This is a genomic window from Clostridium sp. 001 (assembly GCF_019056555.1).
Lineage (GTDB): Bacteria > Bacillota > Clostridia > Clostridiales > Clostridiaceae > Clostridium_B > Clostridium_B ragsdalei.
Genome location: NZ_CP020473.1, coordinates 731,196 through 754,957, shown reverse-complemented (window position 1 = coordinate 754,957; position 23,762 = coordinate 731,196). Strand labels below are relative to the sequence as shown.

25 protein-coding genes are annotated in these 23,762 nt (G+C 29.7%); 15 read left to right on the top strand and 10 right to left on the bottom strand.

The features are described from left to right. Positions 1-6 precede the first annotated feature (6 nt). Both B5S50_RS03375 and B5S50_RS03370 read left to right on the top strand, forming a co-directional pair. The gene (locus B5S50_RS03375; RefSeq protein WP_217303098.1) at positions 7-684 is read left to right on the top strand and encodes a helix-turn-helix domain-containing protein; all 678 of its coding nucleotides are present in this window, start codon (positions 7-9) and stop codon (positions 682-684) included. Continuing rightward, positions 681-1,646 (top strand): IS3 family transposase, encoded by a 966-nt coding sequence (locus B5S50_RS03370; RefSeq protein WP_217303097.1) that lies wholly within the window; start codon positions 681-683, stop codon positions 1,644-1,646. Before B5S50_RS03375 ends, B5S50_RS03370 begins: the two co-directional genes overlap by 4 nt. Before the next feature lie 373 nt (positions 1,647-2,019). Here B5S50_RS03370 and B5S50_RS03365 read toward each other — a convergent pair whose 3' ends face one another. Genes B5S50_RS03365 through B5S50_RS03355 form a run of 3 tightly spaced genes read right to left on the bottom strand, consistent with a single transcriptional unit; the run spans position 2,020 to position 5,321 of the window. Further along, entirely contained in the window at positions 2,020-3,075 is a 1,056-nt protein-coding gene (locus B5S50_RS03365; protein WP_217303096.1) for a glycosyltransferase, read from the bottom strand. Between the two features lie 3 nt (positions 3,076-3,078). After that, positions 3,079-4,239, bottom strand: a complete 1,161-nt coding sequence (locus B5S50_RS03360; protein ID WP_063601015.1) for a glycosyltransferase family 4 protein — start codon at positions 4,237-4,239, stop codon at positions 3,079-3,081. Positions 4,240-4,259: 20 nt separating this feature from the next. Then, positions 4,260-5,321, bottom strand: a complete 1,062-nt coding sequence (locus B5S50_RS03355; protein WP_063601016.1) for a sugar phosphate nucleotidyltransferase — start codon at positions 5,319-5,321, stop codon at positions 4,260-4,262. Between the two features lie 561 nt (positions 5,322-5,882). Between B5S50_RS03355 and B5S50_RS03350 the strand changes: the two genes are divergently transcribed. The 3 genes from B5S50_RS03350 (at position 5,883) to B5S50_RS03340 (ending at position 8,266) form a co-directional block, all read left to right on the top strand. After that, positions 5,883-6,875, top strand: a complete 993-nt coding sequence (locus B5S50_RS03350) for an ABC transporter substrate-binding protein (protein ID WP_063601017.1) — start codon at positions 5,883-5,885, stop codon at positions 6,873-6,875. Continuing rightward, positions 6,838-7,590, top strand: coding sequence for an ABC transporter permease (locus tag B5S50_RS03345; RefSeq protein WP_217303095.1), 753 nt, complete (start codon positions 6,838-6,840; stop codon positions 7,588-7,590). Before B5S50_RS03350 ends, B5S50_RS03345 begins: the two co-directional genes overlap by 38 nt. Before the next feature lie 61 nt (positions 7,591-7,651). Beyond that, complete coding sequence (locus tag B5S50_RS03340) at positions 7,652-8,266, top strand: ABC transporter ATP-binding protein (protein WP_217303094.1); 615 nt, start codon at positions 7,652-7,654, stop codon at positions 8,264-8,266. 65 nt (positions 8,267-8,331) lie between these two features. On the opposite strand, the gene B5S50_RS03335 is transcribed toward B5S50_RS03340, so the two are convergent. From B5S50_RS03335 to B5S50_RS03325, 3 genes are all read right to left on the bottom strand, one after another. Then, the gene (locus B5S50_RS03335) at positions 8,332-9,189 is read right to left on the bottom strand and encodes a hypothetical protein (protein WP_217303093.1); all 858 of its coding nucleotides are present in this window, start codon (positions 9,187-9,189) and stop codon (positions 8,332-8,334) included. Continuing rightward, positions 9,176-9,763, bottom strand: a complete 588-nt coding sequence (locus B5S50_RS03330; protein ID WP_217303092.1) for an RNA polymerase sigma factor — start codon at positions 9,761-9,763, stop codon at positions 9,176-9,178. Before B5S50_RS03330 ends, B5S50_RS03335 begins: the two co-directional genes overlap by 14 nt. 671 nt (positions 9,764-10,434) lie before the next feature. Beyond that, positions 10,435-11,346: an AEC family transporter gene (locus B5S50_RS03325; protein ID WP_065076878.1), complete on the bottom strand. Its 912-nt coding sequence runs from the start codon at positions 11,344-11,346 to the stop codon at positions 10,435-10,437. A gap of 344 nt (positions 11,347-11,690) precedes the next feature. On the opposite strand from B5S50_RS03325, the gene B5S50_RS21455 reads away from it, so the two are divergent. The 4 genes from B5S50_RS21455 to B5S50_RS03305 all read left to right on the top strand — a co-directional run bounded on the left by B5S50_RS21455 (position 11,691) and on the right by B5S50_RS03305 (position 15,459). Beyond that, positions 11,691-12,944: a transposase gene (locus tag B5S50_RS21455; RefSeq protein ID WP_254306692.1), complete on the top strand. Its 1,254-nt coding sequence runs from the start codon at positions 11,691-11,693 to the stop codon at positions 12,942-12,944. A gap of 371 nt (positions 12,945-13,315) precedes the next feature. Then, on the top strand, positions 13,316-14,428 hold the full coding sequence (locus B5S50_RS03315; protein ID WP_254306691.1) for an SLC13 family permease: 1,113 nt from the start codon (positions 13,316-13,318) through the stop codon (positions 14,426-14,428). A gap of 16 nt (positions 14,429-14,444) precedes the next feature. Continuing rightward, on the top strand, positions 14,445-14,993 hold the full coding sequence (locus B5S50_RS03310) for a LytTR family DNA-binding domain-containing protein (RefSeq protein WP_217303090.1): 549 nt from the start codon (positions 14,445-14,447) through the stop codon (positions 14,991-14,993). A 31-nt stretch (positions 14,994-15,024) separates the two neighbouring features. Further along, complete coding sequence (locus tag B5S50_RS03305; RefSeq protein ID WP_063601024.1) at positions 15,025-15,459, top strand: hypothetical protein; 435 nt, start codon at positions 15,025-15,027, stop codon at positions 15,457-15,459. Positions 15,460-15,534: 75 nt separating this feature from the next. Here the strand turns inward: B5S50_RS03305 and B5S50_RS03300 are convergent, their stop codons facing one another. From B5S50_RS03300 to B5S50_RS03290, 3 genes are read right to left on the bottom strand one after another with little or no spacing between them, the layout of a single operon-like run. Continuing rightward, positions 15,535-15,984, bottom strand: coding sequence for a hypothetical protein (locus B5S50_RS03300; RefSeq protein WP_122058031.1), 450 nt, complete (start codon positions 15,982-15,984; stop codon positions 15,535-15,537). A 35-nt stretch (positions 15,985-16,019) separates the two neighbouring features. After that, on the bottom strand, positions 16,020-17,195 hold the full coding sequence (locus B5S50_RS03295; protein ID WP_063601026.1) for a 4Fe-4S binding protein: 1,176 nt from the start codon (positions 17,193-17,195) through the stop codon (positions 16,020-16,022). After that, positions 17,192-17,827, bottom strand: coding sequence for a sulfite exporter TauE/SafE family protein (locus B5S50_RS03290; protein WP_217303089.1), 636 nt, complete (start codon positions 17,825-17,827; stop codon positions 17,192-17,194). Before B5S50_RS03290 ends, B5S50_RS03295 begins: the two co-directional genes overlap by 4 nt. Before the next feature lie 246 nt (positions 17,828-18,073). On the opposite strand from B5S50_RS03290, the gene B5S50_RS03285 reads away from it, so the two are divergent. Next, entirely contained in the window at positions 18,074-18,640 is a 567-nt protein-coding gene (locus tag B5S50_RS03285; RefSeq protein ID WP_063601027.1) for a hypothetical protein, read from the top strand. 36 nt (positions 18,641-18,676) lie between these two features. Here the strand turns inward: B5S50_RS03285 and B5S50_RS03280 are convergent, their stop codons facing one another. Next, complete coding sequence (locus B5S50_RS03280) at positions 18,677-19,312, bottom strand: phosphoribosyltransferase (RefSeq protein WP_217303088.1); 636 nt, start codon at positions 19,310-19,312, stop codon at positions 18,677-18,679. A 133-nt stretch (positions 19,313-19,445) separates the two neighbouring features. Here B5S50_RS03280 and greA point away from each other — a divergent pair, with 133 nt between their 5' ends. The 5 genes from greA (at position 19,446) to B5S50_RS03255 (ending at position 23,699) form a co-directional block, all read left to right on the top strand. Continuing rightward, complete coding sequence (greA, locus tag B5S50_RS03275; RefSeq protein WP_065076869.1) at positions 19,446-19,910, top strand: transcription elongation factor GreA; 465 nt, start codon at positions 19,446-19,448, stop codon at positions 19,908-19,910. A gap of 243 nt (positions 19,911-20,153) precedes the next feature. Beyond that, on the top strand, positions 20,154-21,515 hold the full coding sequence (locus B5S50_RS03270; RefSeq protein ID WP_065076868.1) for a TrkH family potassium uptake protein: 1,362 nt from the start codon (positions 20,154-20,156) through the stop codon (positions 21,513-21,515). Between the two features lie 28 nt (positions 21,516-21,543). Beyond that, positions 21,544-22,191 (top strand): TrkA family potassium uptake protein, encoded by a 648-nt coding sequence (locus tag B5S50_RS03265; RefSeq protein ID WP_065076887.1) that lies wholly within the window; start codon positions 21,544-21,546, stop codon positions 22,189-22,191. Positions 22,192-22,246: 55 nt separating this feature from the next. Next, entirely contained in the window at positions 22,247-22,378 is a 132-nt protein-coding gene (locus B5S50_RS03260) for a transcriptional regulator (protein ID WP_217303087.1), read from the top strand. Beyond that, complete coding sequence (locus B5S50_RS03255; RefSeq protein ID WP_254306690.1) at positions 22,365-23,699, top strand: acyl-CoA thioesterase/bile acid-CoA:amino acid N-acyltransferase family protein; 1,335 nt, start codon at positions 22,365-22,367, stop codon at positions 23,697-23,699. Before B5S50_RS03260 ends, B5S50_RS03255 begins: the two co-directional genes overlap by 14 nt. Positions 23,700-23,762: the final 63 nt, after the last annotated feature.

Genomic DNA, 23,762 nt, shown 5'->3' with positions numbered 1-23,762 from the left:
ATTTTTATGTCCAAATCGCCATACACTCCAGAATTCCGTGCGAAAGTTTCGCAGGAATATCTTGATGGAGCTGGATCTTACGATTATATATCTGCTAAATATGACATTGGAAAGAAGACATTACAGCAATGGGTTGCTAAATACAGGATTTACGGAGTTGTAGCATTTGTTCATAAATCGGGGAACTCTTCTTATTCATCTAATTTTAAAACCATGTGTGTTAAAGCTGTTTTGTCAGGTGAAGGAAGTATCGATGATATAGTTGCTAAATACAACATTTCTTCAAGAGAAGTGCTCAGAAACTGGATTAAGCGTTATAATGCCAATAGAGAACTTAAGGATTATGATCCTAAAAGGGAGGTCTATATGGCAGAAGCAAGAAGAAAAACAACCATTGAAGAACGCAAAGAAATCGTTGAGTACTGTCTTAAACATAACCGTGATTATAAGAAAACTGCAAACATTTATGATGTTTCATATAGTCAAGTCTATTCTTGGGTAAAGAAATATGATGCTAACGGAGAAGAAGGATTATCAGATAAACGTGGACACCACAAAACAGATGACGAGGTTGATGAATTAGAACGTCTGAAACGTGAAAATCTCAGACTCAAACGACAACTTGAAGAAAAGGACATGGTAGTTGAATTGTTAAAAAAAGTGAAAGAATTCGAAAGGATGTGAGGCTTGGAAAACTGCGTTACGAATCAAAATATTTAGATGTGAGATATTTCCATGAAACAAAAAAATGGAGTATAGAATGGATGTGCGAGCAGCTTGGAATTTGCAGAGCTGCTTATTATAAATGGTTGCATCGAGAAATCCCAGAACAGGAACTGGAAAATATTAAGTTGGCAGAACTTATCAAAGAATTTGATGAGCGTTTTAGTCATATTTTAGGTTATCGCAGAATGACTTCATGGATTAATCACTTTAATCATACCAACTATGGCAAAAAAAGAGTGCATAGGATTATGAAGAAGCTAGGTATTCATTCCGTAATCAGGAAGAAAAAGCAAAAATATAAATGTTCTCCTCCTGAAACCACAGCGGAAAATAATCTAAGTAGAGATTTTTATGCAACTGCTCCAAATCAAAAGTGGTCTACAGATGTAACTGAATTTAAGATTCCAGGTGAAAAGAAAAAACTGTATTTAAGTGCAATCCTTGATTTGTACGATAGATACCCTGTTTCATATGTGGTTAGCTATCGAAACGATAATAAGCTAGTATTTAAAACATTCGATAAAGCAATATCTTTTAATCCGAATGCAAAACCAGTCTTTCATAGCGACAGAGGGTTCCAGTATACAAGTAAAGTTTTTCAAAAGAAACTTAGAAATCAGGAAATGGAGCAATCAATGTCCAGAGTTGGTCACTGTATTGATAATGGACCGACAGAGGGCTTTTGGGGTATCATAAAATCAGAAATGTATCAGATGTATGAAATCACAGATGAAGCATCATTGAGATTCGCAATCAAGGATTATATAAGGTTTTATAGTGAAGAACGTCTTCAGGATAGATACTATTGCAAGACACCACTGGAAGTAAGAAGAGAAGCATTTTCCTCGGAGAAACCAGAGAAATATCCTATTCCTGAAAACAAACGAATTAAGAAATATAAAGAAAAATGGTGTGCATAGAAAAACAACCACACAAAGCTATGTGTGGTCGTTCATCAGCACCTCGTTTTAGATATTTATCATGTTTACTTGACAGGGGGCATATCAAAATCAACTTATTCTCCGGATGCTTTTACAACATTCAGCCCGGTTAGATATTTTGATAAGTCTAAGCAAAAAATTTAAAAAAATCTAAGAACTTTTGAAAACTCGTACCTCAAACAATTCAAAAGTTCAAAGTTTTTTATAAATTTTTCACTAAGACTTATATGCAAAATATCTAAACGGGCTTCATCATTGTAAAAACATGCCTATGAATTAAGTGAATTTTAATCTAGAAACCTTATATAAATTCAATTTTCAGAGTAGAATTTATATAAGCTATAGGGTAATATTACTCTGAGAGAAGGAGCTCTGTTAGTATTTTTGCTATGATACTTTCAGCTCCTTGATTTAAATTCATTTTATTTTCCATTATTCCATCCATGCCTCCCCTTGTAAAGTTATCTACAAGTGATTTTTTTGCAGAATTTTTACCTAAAAACCAATCATAACATAATTTTGCTTTATCCAAGTATTTTGTGTCTTTAAGTAATTTGTAAGCTTCCATATACATAAGAGCTGTTCCGCAGGCCTCTAAAGGCTGTTCATCAAATTCGCATGGATAAAAATCATTTCTTTTAAACCAACCATTATTTCCTATAGGTTTAAAATAATCCTGTTTAAAACACTGCTGCTCCAAAAAGCTTAAAGCTTCTAGGGCAATATCTAGATACTCCCTATTATTTAATGTATTACTGCTTTTTAAAAGGCACCAGGGAAATATGCCATTACCATAGGTGAGACTATTTTCAAACCATTTCCAAGAGTCACTGCTGTAACACTTAAAATTTTCTATAAGAGAATCTGAAAGCATAGTTATATCTTCTTTTACAGTATGCTTTGAAATTTCAAATGTAGAACTGGTTTCTAAAAGTTCACTGTAAATCAAATTTAGCCCCAAGAGGCAGTATGCTTTACTGTGAGTGTAAGATAGTGATTTTACATTGGGTAAAGCTTTTGATATCATATTTTCAGCTGCATGTTTTATAGAGGATGGAATAATTTTTGATTGGAACATATACCCTAGTGACCACAGGCATCTTCCAAAACAATCTTCAGAGCCTTCCTCTTCAATGAAATTTCTATTGTAGGCCATAAAATTTTTAAAAGTTCCTCTTTTATTTTGAGCATAGAGCAAAAATGAAGTGTATGTAAAAATTAATTTTATATACTTTTCACTTTTGAATTTTTCATACAGCATTACAGCTACAATGAGAGCCCTTGCATTGTCATCTGTAGTGTATCCTGAATTTGGATCCGGAACTGAAAATACACTGTGCTGTATCATTCCAGTATCGTCAGTCATGATAAAAAGGGGTACAGAATCTTTTTCTTCAAAGGTAAGCATATATTACACCACCTGAGTTGCAATTTCACTGCTTTTTATAACAGAAGCAAATAGATTTTCATATTGTGCTGCAACAGAAGGCCATCTCATTTTCATGCCTAACTTCATGGTAGCCTTTTCCATGTTACGCCGCTTAAGTGGGTTATCCAATAAGAAATTCACAGCCTCTGCCAGGGAATCTGCATCTTTAAACTTTGCAAGAAGTCCTCTATTTTTGCTTAACATTTCTTGCGCATACCTATAAGGAGTGGAAACAATAACTCTACCATAGCCTGCTGCATAGGCTAAAGTACCACTTACAGCCTGTTCTTTACCTAAATAAGGAGTCATGTATATATCAGATAAAGTTAGGTATTGCACTATTTCTTTTTTTGTAAGATATTTGTTTATAAACTTTACATTGTTTTGAATATCAAATTGTGATACTAAATTCTTAAGTTTATTTCTATAACTTTCACCTTGTTCCTTTTTTACACAAGGATGAGTTTGCCCTAGCACCAGATAAAGAACTTCAGGATGCTTTTTGGCTACTTTAGAGATAGATTCTATAGCATATTCAATACCTTTTCCAGGACTTAGAAGTCCAAAAGTACTTACTATGCTTCTATCTTTATATCCTAGTTTTTCTTTTAAACAATTTCTATCTTCTACAACAATATCCGGAACTCCATGAGGAATAAGTATGATTTTGTTTTCAGGAATATTATATGTGTTCATCAAAATTTTTATAGAACTTTTTCCCATAGTAATTACTTTCTGGCTCTTATTACCTAAAGTTTTAAGTATAAGTTTTTGTTTCTCAGAAGGTATTGAAAGTATGGTATGAAACGTAGTTATAAATGGAATATTTAAATTATTTACAAAATTTAATATATATTCTCCGCAGTCTCCACCATATATTCCATATTCATGTTCTAATATAACTAAATTAGTATCTGAATTATTTAGCATATTGGCAAGATGAATATAGGATTTTTTGTCAAATTGATTTAAGGTGAAGGATACTTCCTTTGGATATTTATAATTTTCATCATTGACAGCAGCTATTTTATAGGAATTGGAAGAAAACTTATTTTTCAAATTTTTTACAAGATCGGCAGTAAAAGTAGCTATCCCACAGGCACGTGGCGGATAGGTACTCAAAAATACTATATTTTTTTTCAACGATATCACCTCTTAAGTTTTTATATTGCAAGTAAATTATTATTATAATTGTTTGAAACATAAGCTGAATTAGTTATATTGCAATATTTTTCTATAGTGCAATCTGAAGCTACTACAGAATTTGTCAGATTAACATTTTCATGTACATTTATTCTATCCCACAGTACACTCTTGCTTACATTGCAGGAACCACCAATATGGCAGTTGTTACCTAAAACTACATAAGGACCTATCTGAGAGTTTGCTTCAATGATACAGTCCTGACCTATAAATACAGGTCCTATTATTTTAACACTGGGATGAATTTTAACACTTTTATTTTTAAAAATTATATTGCTCTTATTTGTAAGATTTTTTGTTTTCATAAGTTTATTGCAGTTGCTGTACAATATATCTACATGTGCTTTTATATATTTTTTTATTGTGCCTATATCTATCCAGTAGTCGGTGTATTTGTAAGCAGCCATTTTATAGCTTTTATTTAAAAGCAGGGGATAAGTGTCTTTTTCTATAGATACAATTTCCTTTTCAGGTATTTCTTTTAGTACTTCTGGCTCAAATATATACACTCCTGCATTTATCCATTTTGAAGTAGTTTCTCCTTCTTTAGGTTTTTCTTTAAAAGCTTTTATATAGTTGTCTTCATCAAATTCTATAACCCCATACTGAGATGGATCTTTTACTTCAGTCATAGCTATGGAAACATAAGCTTTCTTTTCTCTATGAAATTTTATGAAATCAGAGTAATATAGATTATGTACTATATCTGAATTCATGATTATAAAAGTGTCATCAAAGAAACTTTCAGCATTTTTTATGGCGCCTCCTGTACCTAAAGGCAAGTCTTCGGAGATATAATGTATTTTTAATCCATATTTTTTACCATCACCTAAATAATTTTCAATATAATCAGATTTATAACAGGTGCTTATGACAATTTCACTAACACCAGATTCTTTTAACTTTAGTATAGTTCTTTCTATAAGCGGTTTACCCATAATTGGGACCATTGGTTTTGGAAGTTTGTCTGTCAAAGGCCTTAGTCTAGTGCCTTTGCCTCCAGCTAAAAGTAATGCTTTCATATTGATTCCTCCTTATGCTGAACAAATTTTTGAAATTTAATAAACATCTTAATATATAGCTACAAAGATGCTTAGGCATTTTCAAAGAAATAACCAGTCAGTATGCTAGCCTATTTTTTACCATACTTCGTCGCCAGAACCCTTAGATAGGATTCACTATCTGCGGAACCTGCCTCCTAGTCTGATAAAAAATATTCGTCGCATCTTTGACTCGTTATTTTCTTTCAAATGCCTTTATTAATAAATATTTTTCAGTTATTAACAATTATCTTTTTAAAGGTAATGCTTTTAGATAACTATTACTGATCTTAAACTTAAAGTAAGAGATCAGGTTAAGATATGGATTGATAACTGTGAAATTTAAGATATTTTTAATATACTAAATTGATAGCAATTTATGGGATATATTGTTAATACTTTTATTTTAATCCAAAAGATTTATTATGTCAACCTATATTTTTAAAAATTCTAAATATAAAATTAATTAAAGCCTGAGGATAATGTTATAATAAAATAGAATTGTGTCTATGTTTTAAGTTAATTAGCTATAGGAGGAATTTTATGAAAAAAAAGATAGGTATATTTATAATGTCATTTATAATTATAATTTCAACTCTGTTTGCAGCAGGTTGTTCTAATGATTCAACTGCAACTTCAGCTAAAAAAGATAAAATTAAAATAGCTGCTTTAAAGGGACCTACTGGAATGGGCATGGCAAAACTTATGGAAAATAAGAATGATTATGATATTACTGTGTATAATTCTGCAGATCAAATAGTGTCTAAAATTGTAAACGGAGAATTGGATGGTGCAGCAGTTCCATCTAACCTTGCACCAATTTTATATAATAAAACCAAAGGTCAAGTTGAGTTAGTTGGAATAAATACATTAGGTGTTTTATACATTGTGGAAAATGGAAATACAGTAAACAGTATAGCTGACCTAAAGGGAAAGACTATTTATTCAAGTGGTAAGGGATCTACTCCTGAGTATGTACTAAATTACATATTGAAGAAAAATGGATTGGAGCCAGGGAAAGATGTGACTATTGATTATAAAATGGATCATGGTGATCTAGCTGAAGCAATAGCATCTAAAAAAGTGAATCTGGCTGTTTTACCAGAACCTTTTGTAACTACAACTAAAATGAAGGACAGTAGTTTGAGAATACCTATAGATTTGACAAAGGAATGGGACAAGGCTTCTCAAGGACAGAGCAAGCTTGTAATGGGAACTTTAGTTTTTAGAAAATCATTTATAGATAAGAGAGGAAAAGATTTAGATACTTTCTTGATCAAATATAAAGAATCAGTAGATTTTGTAAATAAAAATAAACAAGAATCAGGAAAACTTATAGCAAAGGAAGGTATAATTCCAAAGGCTAAAGTAGCAGAAATGGCTATTCCAAAGAGTAATATAGTATTTATAAGTGCTAAAGATGGAAAGCAGGCCTTGGAGAAATTTTATGAAGTTTTAAATGATAATAACCCAAAATCCATTGGAGGAAAAGTGCCGGATGAAAATTTCTATTACAGTGGAAACAAAAATAATTAAAAAACTGTCTATACTGATATTTTGGATGCTGATTTGGGAGCTTTGCTCCCTTTTTATGAATAATTCTCTTCTTTTACCTTCACCATTTGAAGTACTAAAAACCCTAATAATTTTAATGGGGAAAAATTATTTTTGGAAAAGTGTTTTTAATAGTATATGGAGAGTGATTATTGGAATTTTATTATCCATAGCTATTGGAATTATAACTGGTGTAATTGCAGGAATGAATAGATCTATAGAAGAATTATTAGAACCCCTTGTAGTTACTGTAAAATCTACTCCCGTTATATCTATAATTATCATAGCTTTAGTGTGGTTTAATTCATCTAATGTGGTGATTTTTACAGCTATACTTATATGCTTTCCAATAATATATACAAATGTAATTGAAGGTATAAAGTCTGTAGATAAATATTTAATACAGATGGCGAGTGTATATAATGTAAAGCAAAAGTATGTGATAAAAGATATATATCTACCGAGTATAAAAAATTATATTATATCAGGAATATTTATGTGTCTTGGAATCGGATGGAAAGTTTCAGTGGCATCTGAAGTATTAAGTACTCCTAATTATTCTATAGGACTAAATCTTTTAAATGCTAAAACAACTCTGGAAACATCAGAACTTTTTGCGTGGACTATTGTAATCGTAATTTTAAGTTTTATTTTCGAAAAAATATTTAAGTATTATTTGAGTAGAGCAAAAAAGTAGTTGTTTACTAAAATTATAAATTGTGAGCTGCAAATTGTGCATTGATAAAGAAGGTGATTTTATGGAAAAGCAAAATGAAGACCAATATGAAGTTACAATAAGTAGATTGAGTAAATACTATGATGGAGTACCTGTTTTTTATAATTTAAATATGAAATTCTTGAGAAATAGGATTACAGCTATTCTTGGTCCTTCAGGATGTGGTAAGACTACTTTGTTAAATATAATAAGTGGAATTGAAAAAGATTATAATGGAGAAATTAATTTAAAAGGCAGTACCATATCTTATGTGTTTCAAGAGGATAGATTGATTCCATACCTTAGCGTATATGATAATGTGGCTTTTGTATTAAAATCTACTATGGACAAAGGTAGAGTAGACTTAACTGTAAGAAAATTTTTAAATATGGTAGAATTGTGGGATTATAAAGACAAGCTTCCTTATAAATTAAGTGGTGGAATGAAGAGAAGAGTTGCACTTGCTAGGGCATTTGCCTATAAAAGCGATCTGCTTTTGATGGATGAGCCCTTTAAGGGACTTGATGATAAATTAAAAAGTAATATAATAGAGAAATTTTTAATGATTTACAGCGAAAATAGAAGGACTATTATACTGGTTACTCATGACAAAGCAGAAGCTGAACAATTAGGTGATGTGATCTATTCACTGGATTAAAAATTTTAAATTTACTAATATATGGCTGGTATAAGTGAATTTTATACTTATACCAGCCATAACAACTATTTAGAGCTTATTACATATTGAGCCAATTCAGACATTTGACTTTCACTTAAATTGCCCATAGAAGTAAGTTCATAGTTTATACCATTGTCTTTCCACTTTAATGCACATTCTTGGCTAAACTTTTCTTTGAGCTTAACATTTTTTTTCGGACTTCCCATACCAATTAGAACTTCCTTACCATCTTTGATATCTTGCTTTTCTTTAGCTGAAAATTTAGTGCCTTCAGGTGCTTCATGTACTTTATATTGTGTAAAATATCCTGTAATGCTACCCATTTTTACAGGTACGGCATTTTTAAATATTGGAGCATCTGCTTCTACTGATCTTTTTGAAGCTCCAAGAGATAAGGTTGTTTTTCTATCATTATTTATTGAATAGATTGCATATGCGCCTCTATTACCATATTGGTTGTCCGGGGTTGCACCATCTATATGTCCATCTACACCAGAGTCAACCAGCTTATATCCTCCAGAAAGAGAGTCAGGTATTTTTACACTGTAACCTAAATCTTTTTGTAAATCTGCTTTAGATGGAGCTTTATCGTAATGCTTCATATCTGTATAACCATTAACATATTTACCTATACTCTGAAGAGCTGAAGCCCTTAAATTTGGTGATGCAACAACTGAACCTGCTAGTATAAGAAATCCGCAGGAAGCAGCAATGACAGTTTTTTTAATATTTAAACTAAAAGGTAAGAATTTTTCTTTAGACATATATTTATCACTCCTATTTGATGTAATTTCAGATTTTATATTTTCAAACATGTTATCAGATGGTACTATATCCTGAGATTTGTTTAATAAAGCTTTTTTTATATTTTTATCAAATTGTTCTTGATTAAGCATTTTCATTACACCTCACATCCTTATTATCATTGAAATAGTAACCTTCAAAATTTTCAGTTAAAAATTCTTTCTTAAGTAATTTTCTAGCGTTATGCAGTCGAGATTTTATCGTACCTTCAAAACATCCTAATACATGTGATATTTCTTTTATGGACAACTCATTATAATAGTATAAGATAACGGTTGTTTTTAAAGGCATACTCAATTTATCAAGGGCCTTATCCACAAGATGTTTTATTTCATTTTTTTCTGTTATGTCAGATAGTGAGTTGTTTGAAACTGTATTTTTATCATTGATATCATCAATACACAGGTTGTTTTTTTGTTTTGAACAGTACCTCCAGCATATTCTTGTAAGAAGGCGATAGAACCATGATTCAAATGCCTCTGCTTTTTTTAATTTTTTTATTTGATTGAAACATTTTATAAATGCTTCTTGAGCTATATCTTCTGCAATATCTTTTTGACCGGTTATAAGATATACAGTACGTACAGCTTTTACACTGTATTCTTCAAATAATATATTAAAGGCATCTAGATCACCTTCTTTACAGCGCTGTATTATGTCGATGTTATTCACTTAATTACCTCCTCTTTTTGGTGCACCTATTATATAAGAGACACCTTAGCTCAAAAAGGTTCAAAAATTTATTATAATTTAATGATAATTCCCTATAGAGTTTCTAAACGAAAAATCAACTTATACTCCAGATATTTTTTAATAATTAAAAATTAAAAGTTAAGAATTAATAGTTATGGATGATTTTCTTCCGTTAGCACTATAGAAAATCTAAAACATTGTACTATTGAAGCAAAGCTTCAATAGGCTTTAAATTTGAGATTTTCCGCACCACAGTAGAGAAAAGTTTTCATTCACTATTCATTATTAATTATTAATTATTAACTTAAAAATATGCCTGCGTATAAGTTGATTTTTAAGTTAGAATATCATGCAGGTTGTAAAGTTTAATTATAGAGTTAACCATTTATATTAATATGAGTGATTCTAATTGAAATTTAACTTATACATAAAATATACTAACAAAATTGAAAGCACATTTAAAAACTTTTTTTATAAGTCTTAGTGAGGTATTTTAGAAAATCTTAGAAGCTTATATATGTCTGAGGTACGAGTTTATATAAGCTCCTTTAGATTTTCAAAATACCGAGCTTTAGACTTATAAAAAGTTTTTAGTGTGATGAAATTTGTTAGTATATGGCTGGTATAAGTTGATTTTCTGGTTAGAAACTCTATATGAAAAGTTTAATTACAATTGGTATAGTAACTATTGAGAGCAGTGATGAAAAGGATACTATAAAAGCAGAATACTCTTTGTTTTTGTTAAAGTTTTCTGCAAAAATTGTTGTAAATGCTCCTGCAGGCATAGCTTGCATTAAGATTAATGTCTTTAATACCATAGAATGTTCTTTAAATAAAAGTGAAACTACGTATAATGCTGCTGGTATAAGTATAAGTTTTATGAGTGAACCATAGTACATACTCTTGTCTTTAATAATCTTACTAAGCTCACTTCTTGACAATAAACTTCCTATTATGAGCATAGATATAGGAGTTGTGAGACTTCCCACCATTTTCATTGTGTTCATAAACATAGGGGGGATTTTTATTGAAAATACCATAATTAGAAGTCCAATTATTGCAGAAACTATTCCTGGATTTTTAAGAGATTTTATTACTTCTTTAAAGCTGCTTGTATTATTAAATAGCATTACACCATAAGTCCATACAAAGATATTGAAAACCATGTTAAATATAGCAGCATAAACAACTCCCTCATTTCCAAAAATACTTTGAGCTACAGGAAATCCCATAAAGCCGCAGTTTGAAAACACCATTGCAAATTGAAGAACGTTCTTCTTATTTTTATCAACTCCTATAAGTAAAGGCTTTACGAATAGTGGAGTTAATGTAAATATTATAAAGCTGTAGATAAAAGCCCTTATAATATTATTTGCAACATTTGAACCATAAGAAATACTAAATGAAGAAATAACTAAAAAAGGAGTGGTTATTTCTACTAATAGCTTGGACAATCCATTTGATAAATTTTCATCTATAATATTTTTCTTTCCACCATAAAAACCTACTAATGCAACTAAAAACAACGATATTATTTGAGTTATTACTGTATTTGTTCCCATATATTAACCTTCCTGCTATTTATTGTTTTATAAAAAATTATATAAACAAATTTATCATATACAGATAAGATGTAAGTTGTCAAACATTAAGTTAGCAATTGAAAAGCTTTTATATCTGACTCAAATAGCGTATAAGGGGGGATAGATAAGAAATTAACAGAAGTTTAGCACTTAAAAAATTTTTAGGACGGTAGTCCTTTGGATTATAAAGTCTTATGAATATTTACAGTAGAAGTAATAGATTCCGATTTTTACTGGAAATTATACGGAAAAAATTTGCATAATAAAAGCATCCTTTTTATAATGGTTTTGCTGAAAACTAAAAATAAAAGGATGCTGATAAAATGAGTAAAAGTTATTTAAAACAATTACTTACTTATATTAATAAAGTATATTATATAGGTGAAAAAATCAATAGTTTAAAAGATAAAAGAGTAAAATCTCCAGTAAAAGTTTCAACAATAGTTTTCGTAGTGTTATTTGGATTCATGCTTCAAATAAGAAGTTTCAATAGATTAGAACATTGGATTGAAAAGAATAAATTTAAAAAAGTGTTACCTAAAAATACTAGAATACTGCACATTGACGCAGTCAGGCGGTGTTTAAGTAACTTTGATATGGATGGTTTGAAAAACATTCATAGCAGCATAATAAAGATAACTATAAAAAACAAAGTATTTCGAAATGGTACTATTGATGGTTTAAAAGTAGCTGCCATAGATGGTGTAGAGCTATTTGAAAGTACTAAAAAATGTTGCAATAAATGCCTTTCTCGAGAGAATAGAGATGGAACTACCCATTATTTCCACAGATCTGTAGTTTGTGCAACAGTAGGATCAGACCCACATATTATTTTAGGTCAAGAGATGCTTGAACCTAAAAAGGATAGTTCCAGTAAAGATGAAGGTGAAATTACGGGTAGTAAACGACTAATTAAGAAGTTATATAAGAAGTATCATCATTTCGCTGACATCATAGTGGCTGATGCTCTTTACTGTAAATCTACTTGGATAAAAGAAGTTCTTTCTATAGGAATGGATGCATTGGTAAGAGTAAAAGATGAAAGGCTCCACATTGTAAAAGATGCATTAGCCCTATTTAAATGCCGGGAGGCAGATAAAGATTGGACTGTAAAGGAAAATGTAAATACCTATAGAAAGATTAAAGCGTGGGATGATGATAATTTTCAAATGTCTGATTCAAGTATAGAAGTAAGATTCATAAAATTTATAGAAGAAATTCATACTGGAGATAAAGTAGAAATTAAAGAAGAATGGATCATAACAACAGATAAATTTACATCAGCAGAAACCTTATGGAAAATAATGCATAAGAGATGGGATATTGAAAATAATGTGTTTCATCAGTTGAAAACTGAATGGCATTTAGATCATTGTTTTCTTCACAGTTCTACAGGGATAGAGACAGTTTTAATGTTTATGATACTAGCATTTAATTTAATGCAATTATATTTTTTCAGGTGTATCAGAGGTTTTAGGAAGAAAAAAATGCTCCAAATAGATATTATTGAAGATATAAAAGATGAAAGATTTACTATAGAAGATGATTGGGATAATCCACTATTCATAAACACGTAATTTTAAAATAAAAGCTGGAAACTTTGCATTAAGATTTTTTGGGGTAGGGAAGCGTGTAACAATTTTTACGACCTACTGGTTTAATGGTTTACCATCCCTTTAAAAAGGTGTAAGAAAATACAATTCCAGTAAAAATAAAATTTTTACTGGAATTTAGGCGCTAAATCTCTGAGAAATTAAAATAAATATTGACTTATTAGTAAATAAGATTTACACTAATGTTTGATAAACTGGTTCTTTCTATACAATTCGTTAGAATTATGGAATAGAAAAGTTTAGCGGCAATAAGTTTTACATTGCGGCAACGTAGACAAGCCTTGTGCTGATTTTGAAGTACGGGTAATTTTTTGATGTTTTCTCTAGGGGGAAATATGGCTATAAATGTGTTAAATAAAATAAAATTAAAATTATGTGAAGATATTTTTTTCTCGGCTTCTTTATTAGCAGTAATAATTACTTCTTTTTTTAATATTCCTCGTATAGATTACATAGATTTCAAAGTAATAGCTTGCTTATTTGAATTAATGATTATAATAAAAGTTTTTGAAGAATACTCTTTGCTTAGTTATATTTCGGTAGCTATTTTAAATAGTTGTAAAAATCAAAGAATATTAACTCAAGTATTGTGTTTAATTTCATTTGTATTTTCAATGCTTTTAACAAATGATGTGTCATTATTGACGGTGCTGCCTATTATGGTATTAATCTCACAAAAAAGTGATTTTAATATTATTATACCTTCAGTTATGGTAACAATTTCTGCAAATTTGGGAAGCAGTGCAACACCCATGGGGAATCCACAAAATCTTTATATTTTTTCATTTTTTAAATTAAATGCAAAAAGTTTTTTCAATTTTTCACTACCCATTTGTATCATTAGTTTAATTTTAATCATATTAATAAGTTTTATTATTAAGCCAAAGCAAATTAATTGTGATATGAGTTGTATTAAAGTAGTTGAAAAAAAGAAAATTGGTATATTTTCAATATTATTTGTTCTTATAATTTTAAGTGTTTTTGGTATGGTGTATTATTTAGCTTCATTATTTGTAGTGGTACTAATTACTTTCATTTTAAACAAAAGTACATTTAAAAAGGTTGATTATAGATTGCTAATTACTTTTATATGCTTTTTTATTGCAGTTGGCAATATATCAAATATATCTATTTTGAAAAGTAATTTATCAAATATTACTCAAACCATGGGAGCAAGTTATATTGTATCGATTATTTTAAGTCAAATAATCAGCAATGTACCGAGCACAATTTTGTTGGCTCCTTTTACAAAATATAGCTATGCTTTATTTTGCGGTGCAAATATTGGGGGACTTGGAACTCCAATTGCTTCTTTAGCTAGCCTTATTTCATATAAGATATTTGCCAATGAATATCCAGAGAAGAAGAAGGAATATTTAATGAAATTTACTATTTTAAACTTTTTTTTCTTAGTTGTTCTAGGAACTTTTTTTTATAGTAGAATGTGAAAAATGGGGTTTTATCATGGAAATGAATTTAATTTGTTCTGAAAATATGACCAGAGTATTAGAAGAAATACTTAATACCCGGAAAATAGAAATTAGTAAGGATGCCAATGTGTGTGTAATTGAAAAAGGATTTCCTTTAGAAAAGGGAAAAATAGGAATATATTTTGATATGACGACCATAAATGTTTTAATGGATTATTTAGATGAAATTTCAACAAGTAAAGAGGAGTTTAAAAATATAATTACAGGAAGATGCGAAAAAGATGAGCTTAAGGTATTAACTTATGATGAAATTTACTATTTTGAAGCTATGGGTAATGACGTTTTCGGTAGAACAAGGGACAAAAAATATAAAGTAAAGGAAAAGCTTTATGAGTTAGAAGAAAAACTAGAAAGTAAAGGCTTCATAAGAGTGAGTAAATGTTTTGTTGTAAATATAGAGAAGGTAGATCGTATAATTTCTTGGTTTAATAGTAGGCTTATATTAAAAATTATGAATATAGATGAAGAAGTTTATGTTACACGAAAATATTTGAACGATTTTAAGAAATTCCTCGGAGTATAGAGAGGTTTATAAATTTTGAGGTGATTTGAATATGAAGGAAAGCGTAAAGGACTTTTTATTTAACTTAATAATATCTGTATTTATTGGATTATTTGTTGGTATGTGCCAGGTAACGGTTATAAATATGAATGGTGTAGTTGCATCTATATTAATTATATCTTGTATACTTGGTGGTGTTATCGGAACAATTTCTAGGCTTATGTTTATATATATATTTGGTATAAAACAAAAGGATGTAAAGGTAGCATTTATAGCGGTATTTACTATAATTGGAGCTATTTCTTGCATTCCATCCTTATATTATCATTTGGTTTATAATGAAAAAATTGTAACAATGACGTTGGTGTCAATTTTAGCATCGGCAGAACTTCTTGGAATGAGTTTTTGTTACTTCTCTTATAAAAAATATTTGAATTTTAATTTAAAACTTATAAATAAGAAGAAACAATTAAGAGGAAATCGTTAAATGTGTTAAAAAATAACTAAATAGAAAGTAAGGTTCAAAACTCTATGTGAACCTTACTTTTTATCTGATGGCTACCTACTTTTTTAAATTTACTCTGACAGCATAGCCCGTTGTTATTTTATATACTCCCTGCAGAGAAACTACATTTTTATTTAAAGATTTAAATTCAGATTTATCATTTTTAGTGTCGTATTTAATATAAAAGTCATATTTACCATCGCTGTCAAAATCTATATTTTGAGAAATTACTGTGGGTATATTTTTACCTACATAATCAACTTCAACAAAGCCCTTATGTCTATCAGAAAAAAGACCCTGAAATACAGGTTTGTGTATTTTTATGGTATAATCCTTGAAAGAAATAGCCCTATTTACTTCACCGCCGGTATATATAGGAGAAACTTTTACTGAAGTTATATTAACAAATTCTTTAGCCCAGAAGTCATTAGCTACAAAAGTGGCTAGTACTACAAATAAGGATAAAATAGCAGCAGTATACCCTAAAAAAGCTTTCAATTTGATCATTTTTAATCCGCCTTTCTCGTTATTATTAATTACTTCTAAAAAAAGCTGCCTGTAGTTATGAGTTTTAAAAGTCTATATACTCCCTTAATCATAGCTCCACCACCAATTGTAAGTGCAAAAATATATGCAGGATAGAGAAATAAATACCTGGATAAATTAGTTTTTACACCTATTTTTGTGCCTTTTATGTGATAGGATACAGCAGAAGCAGGGCATGTATCTATACATTTTCCGCATTTGGTACAGGTCATTAAAGCTTTTCCATTTGCAAGACTGTTCTCATTTATTGAGTAAGTTGGACATTCTCTTACACACTTTTTGCAATTTAAGCATTTATTTTTATCTATTCTTATTTCAAATATATTTATTTTATTAGAAAAGGACTGGAAGGCTCCGAAGGGACAAAATAGTCCGCATTGAGTTCTTTTTCCAGTAAGTATAGGCAGTATTATAACTAAAATTAAGAATAAGGAGTAAAAAACAATAGTTTTAATTAACACTATTGTGGAAGTTATTTGTTCTGCTTCCGTAACTGCTTTAAAGGGACAAAGCCAATCACAGTAAACAGGAGCAAGAGTAGCAGCAGACAATAAAACAATAGATATTAAAATAGCAAAGGATAAATAAGTCCACTTCCTATTTATTTTCAATTTTGGCTTTTTACATAATAAAGAACATCCTTCATCAAATCCTCCATAAAAACAAGCCCAACTGCAAAAGCCTCGTCCAAAGGCTATACTAGCGCCAAGCCAAATTACTATCATACTTGCAATGCTAGCAAATCCAGTTAAAAGTGAGCCGGGGAAAATTATGGTTTTGGTTAAAGCAGCAGGTATTATAATCATTGGAATTACCATATGGCAAAATGGAGTTTCTCCATTAATAAAAGTGGATTCATTATAGAAAATACTTCCTCTAACTTCTATTAAATTAGTCATAAAACTGACTGCAAAAAGTAAGGCATATATTACAAAAAATATCCTCCTATATTTATAAGTTTTCTTTGTGTACACCATAAGAAAAAATATTATATTTATAAAAACATAGCCTATGGAAAAAGAAATTCTCATTAAAGGTTCCTTTGGAAGGGAACTGCCGCCGCTTAATAAAACAATACTTAACAGTAATATTGGTATACAAGCAGCTACTGATTTTGCAAACTTTTTGCCTGTACTTGTTTCTGCTATTTTTTTAGTTTCTAAATTATTCAATTTAACATCATCTCCTTAAAAAGCATAATTATTCCTGAATACATGTAAAACACTCCAATTATTAAAGAGCACATTTGACCTATTAATTTAATTTGCTTACCTTTTAAAACACCTATAAATGGAATGGGTATAAAATAAACAGCAGTGCCTACGAAAAAGGCAGCAAAGTATAAAATACTGCTGAGGATATTAGTAAAGAAAGCAGCATCTGAAAAAGCTAAAATGAATGGAGGACATACATTTATACCTGTTAAAAAGCCTAAAAGCACTACAGTAGTAAAGCCTTTTTCTTTATTTGAGTAGTTAGAAAACTTACTAAAGTATTTAATATTGCAAAATCTATGCGACTTTGAAAATGTGTAAACTATAAGTGTAAATGATAAAAATATATAAGATAGTGCAAATATAATTTCTTTAAAGTGAGATTGTTTTATTATAAAGTTTCCTGTAATCCACGCTAAAATAGCAAATAGTATATAACCAAGAAGTCTTCCTAACATGAATTTAGATAAACAAATAAAATTCCATTTTGTCTTTTTATCTTCACTTAAAATATAGGGAACAAATACAGGAATACAAGAAGCAAGGCAGTAGCCTCCGCTTGAAAGTCCTAAGATAAATCCTTTGAACATAAATTAACCTCCTTTTCATTACAAATTTATTATATTGAGTTTTATAAATGTAAACTATAGATTTCTTTTAACATGCAATATAGAGTATATAAGATGCATTTTTAAACATTGCAACTCAAATTAAGAAAATTTTAAGTTATGTATATAGAAAAAGCATATTAGTATATTTGAGAATTAATTTCTAGAAATTTAATATACATATAACTATAAGGATAAGTTATGAATTTACGAGGTAGGGGAAATTACATGGAGAATAGGCAAATCTTAATAGGCCAGTTAGAAACAATAAGAAAAATAATAATTAGAATTAATGGGTTAGATCAAGAAAGAGTTAAGTATGAGAAAAAAGGAAAGAAAACAGTTCAAATTTCAGGGAGTTTATTTGTTCTTTTCCTTTCATTTGGAATAATTTCAAAGGAATCTTATAACAGCGTAGCTTCTTTGAGTAGTTTTTTTATTGGAAAAGATGTGAATACAAATATTTTTAAGTATTATGCATCGCGATTTACTGCAATTTTAGCAGGTATATTTATTTTAACAATTATATATAGGTTAGTTTCTAAACAAATAAATAGTAATATAATTGACCAAATTGTTATTGACATTCAGAAACTACGCACACGTATTGAACAAAATGGGGTTGTACATAGTGACTACTGTAATGAAAATGCGTTAAATGCATTTATAGGATATTTAAAACGTGGGCAAGCAAGAAACTTGCAGGAGTGCATAAATTGTTATACAAATAGTCAATATGTAGATAGAATTGTCAATGGATTGGAAGGTATTCGAAGTTCTATATCAAAGAAATAAAATTTAGTATTTTGTAATGTAAAAAAGCAAATTAAATTATCTCTTTTCTAATTCACGCATTATAGTAAAGACTTCCTCATCAGTAGTTTGTTCAAAGTTTTTATAATGTAAGCCTACAGCATAAAATTCATCGGGTATAAATAGGCATATAACTTCATCTACAAATTTCTTCAATAAAGAAATTGTATCTCGTGGAGCTACTGGTACAGCTAGAATGATTTTTTTTGCAGCATGTTTTTTGATTGACTTTATAGCGGCCTGTATTGTAAAACCCGTTGCAATTCCATCATCAATAATTATTACTGTTCTATTTTTTACATCAGGAAAATTTTCATTTCCTTTATATTTATTTAATCTACTTTTAATTTCTTTTATTTGCTTAGATATTTCCTTTCCTATATAATCTTCAGATATATTTAGCACATTTATAGAACCTTCATTCAAAAGATAGGTTCCATCTGAAGATACAGCACCAATGGCAACTTCTTTATTACGAGGTGAACCTATTTTCTTTGGAATGATTAAATCCCATTCAAATCCAAATTCTTTTATGGTTTCATAAGCTGTTATTATTCCTCCTCTTGGAATAGCAAGAACAATAGGGCTTTCATCCTTAAATTTTCCCAGCTCTACAGCAAGTTTTTCACCAGCATCTTTTCTATCTACAAACATAGTATCAACTCTTCCTTAAATTTTATATAGATTAGTTTAAGTTGAAACTATAGAATTATGCAAGAGATTTTAAATTTTTCTCTATATATTATATAATAGTAACATAATATATGGTGGGGAGGTTTGTCCTTATATGAAGAATATACTAACACAAGAAAATATTGATAAATTAAGAGAAGAATTAGACTATAGAATGACCGTAAAAAGGGCTGAAATAGCAAAGGAAAAATTAGTAGCTGCTGCACATGGTGATAGGTCTGAAAATGCAGAGTATAAAGAAGCCTGTGCAAACTACAGAGAAAATGACAATAGAATCCAGTATCTATTAAGTATGATTTCAACTGCAACTGTAATAGATGTTAAAAGTGCAGATAAATCGATAATAGGTGTTAATAGTAAATTTAAAATTAAATTTGTAGAGGATGAAGATGAAGAAATTGTATCATTAGTAACTACTATAGATGCTGACCCAGAAAATATGCTTATAAGCATAGAGTCAGATTTAGGAAAAGCATTAGTAGGCAAAAAAGTTGGAGATACAGTTGAAGTTAATGCTCCAAGTGAAAAATATACGGTAGAAATATTGAAAATGTTATAGTAAGTTTTATTTCAAATGATACATACGTTAGCTGTTCTAATATGAAAGATCACTGGATTGCGAAATTAAAAGATAAATATTTCTAAAGTGGGACTGTAAAATGTAGCCTCCTATGATAAAATCAAAATATCATAGGAGGCTATTATAAATTTAAATGATGGTTATAGACTGAAAACTTTATTTTTGTATTATACTAAAACTATTGGCTTTTTCTATAAGAAATTAATAAGGAGATTAGAACTAATGAAAACGAAAAATAAATTTTGCAAATTATTCAAGATAAATGAAATACAAACTTTAGTACTTGGGTTTTTAATAATAATACTATTTGGTACAGTACTTCTGCATCTTCCTATTTCATCTACAAACAGGTCATATACAAGTTTTATAGATTCTCTATTTGTATCAACCTCGGCTACATGTGTAACAGGACTTGTAACTGTAGATACGGGAAATCACTGGAGTTATTTTGGAAAAGTAGTAATTATGATACTAATTCAAGTCGGTGGATTGGGATTTATGTCATTTTCGACTCTATTTGCACTAATTATTGGAAGAAAAATTACATTAAAAGAAAGGATGATAATACATGAATCTTTAAACTCATTTAATCTACAGGGACTTGTTAAAATGTCAAAATACATATTAATTTTCACCTTTTTAATTGAATTTATAGGAGCTGTAATTTTATCTATTCAATTCATACCTGAATTTGGATTTATTAAAGGATTGTTTTTTTCAGTATTTCATTCTATATCTGCTTTTTGCAATGCAGGTATAGATTTATTTGGAGATGGAAAAAGTTTAACTCCTTATAGTAACAACTACCTTGTTATATTTACAATAAGTTCTTTAATTATAATTGGAGGTCTTGGATTTTATGTATGGCAGGAATTGTGGAGTATATTTTATAGCTCAAAGCGAGTTAAGTTATCACTTCATTCAAAAGTAGTACTTATTACAACTTGCATTTTAATAGTTTCAGGTACAGTATTGTTTTTTATATTTGAAAGAAACAATACTGCAACCATAGGAAATATGAGTACAAAGAATAAAATATTATCTTGTGTATTTGCATCCATTACACCAAGAACTGCAGGTTTTAACTCTATTTCACTTGCCGATATCAATGGAAATAGTAAACTGTTAACTATGATACTTATGTTTATAGGAGGCTCACCAGGTTCTACAGCTGGGGGTATAAAAACAACTACCTTAGCTATCATTATATTAACGGTTTTATCTATAATAAGTGGTAGGGAAAATACTGAAATTTGTAATAGAACAATAGATAAAAATACAGTGTATAAGTCACTGGTAGTTTTATCTATAGGAATAATTATAGTATTTGTATCTTCAATCATGTTATCTATAACTGAAAGTGGAACTACTATGGAAAATATATTGTTTGAAAGTGTATCTGCTTTTGGAACTGTAGGACTTAGTTTAGGGATTACACCAAATTTAACTCCTTTTGGTAAATTTGTTATATCAATGGTGATGTTTTTAGGGAGATTAGGAGGCCTTACAATAATATTATCAATAGTAAAGAGAACAACCCCTAATTCTATAAAATACCCTAAAGGTAGAATATTAATTGGATAAAATAAACTTAAGAAATGGAGGAAGTATGATGTCAAAAAAACAATATATAGTTTTAGGTTTAGGTAAATTTGGAGCTTCAGTAGCTACAACACTTTATAATTTAGGTAATGATGTACTAGCGGTGGATTCAAAAGAAGAGGTAGTACAGGAAATAAGCCCTTATGTAACTCAGGCTATGCAAACGGATATATCTGATGAAGAAAATTTAAAATCTCTTGGTGTGAACAACTTTGATGCTGCCATAATAGGGGTAGGTACTAATCTTCAAAGTAGTGTTATTGCTACTCTTATATTAAAGGAAATGGGTGTGAAATATATTCTTGCTAAAGCAAATACAGAAATTCAAGCAAAAATCTTATATAAAATAGGTGCTGACAAAGTAGTTTTTCCTGAAAGAGATACTGCGTTTAGAGTTGCTCATAGTCTGGCATCAGAAAATATACTTGAACTTATAGAGTTATCTTCAGAATATGGTATAACAGAAATATTTGCATTTGAAAAGTGGTACGACAAAACTTTAAAAGAGTTAAACATAAGATCTAAGTATGGAATAAATATTATAGCTATAAAAAGGAATGATTCCATTTATGTATCTCCTAAATCCGATTATAAAATATCAAAAGGTGATATTTTAATTGTCATAGGTAAGTATAATGAAATTGAAGATCTGAAGTAGATTATATGTAATAGAGAAAAATATACGGTAGAAATATTACAAATGTTATGAACTTATGAGCACTATATTTAGAGACTTTGATGATGAAGAATTAGAGACATTGTGGAAACTTTTAAATAAATTAGCTGCTTATGATGAGTCTAACTGGACAGGTTATGGAGAAATAGCAGATTTTGATAGAAGGTAGAGGAGAAGCTATGAATAATGATAATTGTACAATAAAAATAACACCAGAAGTATCAAGAGTAGATGAGCCAGTTGATATAAAAATAAATGGTCTTCCCAAAAATGAAAAAGTTACAATTCGTGCTGTAAGCAGCGATTACTATTGTATTAATGCTTCTATACTTGAAATAGGAGATAACACGTTGTGGGAGTCTTATGCAGTTTTTGAAACAGATGAATGTGGAAATATTAACTTGGAAAATGCAGTGCCAGTTGATGGAACTTATAGTAATTGTGATAAAATGGGATTATTTTATTCTATGAGGCCAAAGCAGATCCGTAAGAGCAAGTTAATACAAAAGTTAAGTAATATAAATGAAAATAGAAAGTACAAAATTACATTTACAGTAGAGAAAAATGGAAAAATAATTGCATCAAAGGAACATACAAGGGTTTACTGTGATGGCACAATTAAAAGTGTTGATGTAGTAGAAAAAAATCTCTTAGCAAGATATTTTACTTCGAAAGATAATATAAAACACCCTGCAATAATTGTTTTAAGTGGAAGTGATGGCAGAATTGAAAAAGCACAGGCAATTGCTGAACTATTTGCCATGAGAGGATATTCTGCATTAGCAGTCTGTTATTTTGGACTTGAAGGAACACCAGAGGATCTTAACATGATACCTCTTGAGTACGTTGAAAATGCAGTAAAGTGGCTAAAGAGGCAGGATACTGTTGACGAAAACAAGATAGCTATATATGGAAGATCTAAGGGTGGTGAACTGGTGCTCCTTGCAGCATCTATGTTTAAAGATATCACCTGTGTTATTGCAAATACTCCAAGTTGTTACGTATATGAGGGAATTAAGAATGGAAAACTTCCATCTCATCATTCTTCATGGATATATAGAGGTGAAGAAATACTTTATCTAAAATTTAGTTTTCATATTATACTGCGCTTGATAATAAAAATGATGAAAAAAGAAAAAGGAGCACTGGCATGGATGTATAAAAAACTAATTGAAGAAGGCGATAGGGACAAGGCTACTATTGCATTGGACAAGATAAATGGATCTGTTTTAATGATATCATCAGCAGCAGATGAAATATGGCCTTCAAAAATGCATTCAGAAACAGCTTGCAGTATATTTGAAAAATCACATTTTAAACGTGAATATAAGCACATTACCTTTTCAAAGTCAGGTCATATGTTGACAGTGCCTTTCCAGTCAATATATCCATCAGAGAAATATCCATATGATGTAGAAAGTTGGGCAGAGGCAAATATGGACTCGTGGAATGAAACAGTCAAATTTTTAGAGAAGTGGGCAATTAAATAAATATTAAATATGAAATTTTATTGAATTGAAAATTATGTAAACTTATTATATGGGGGAGGATTG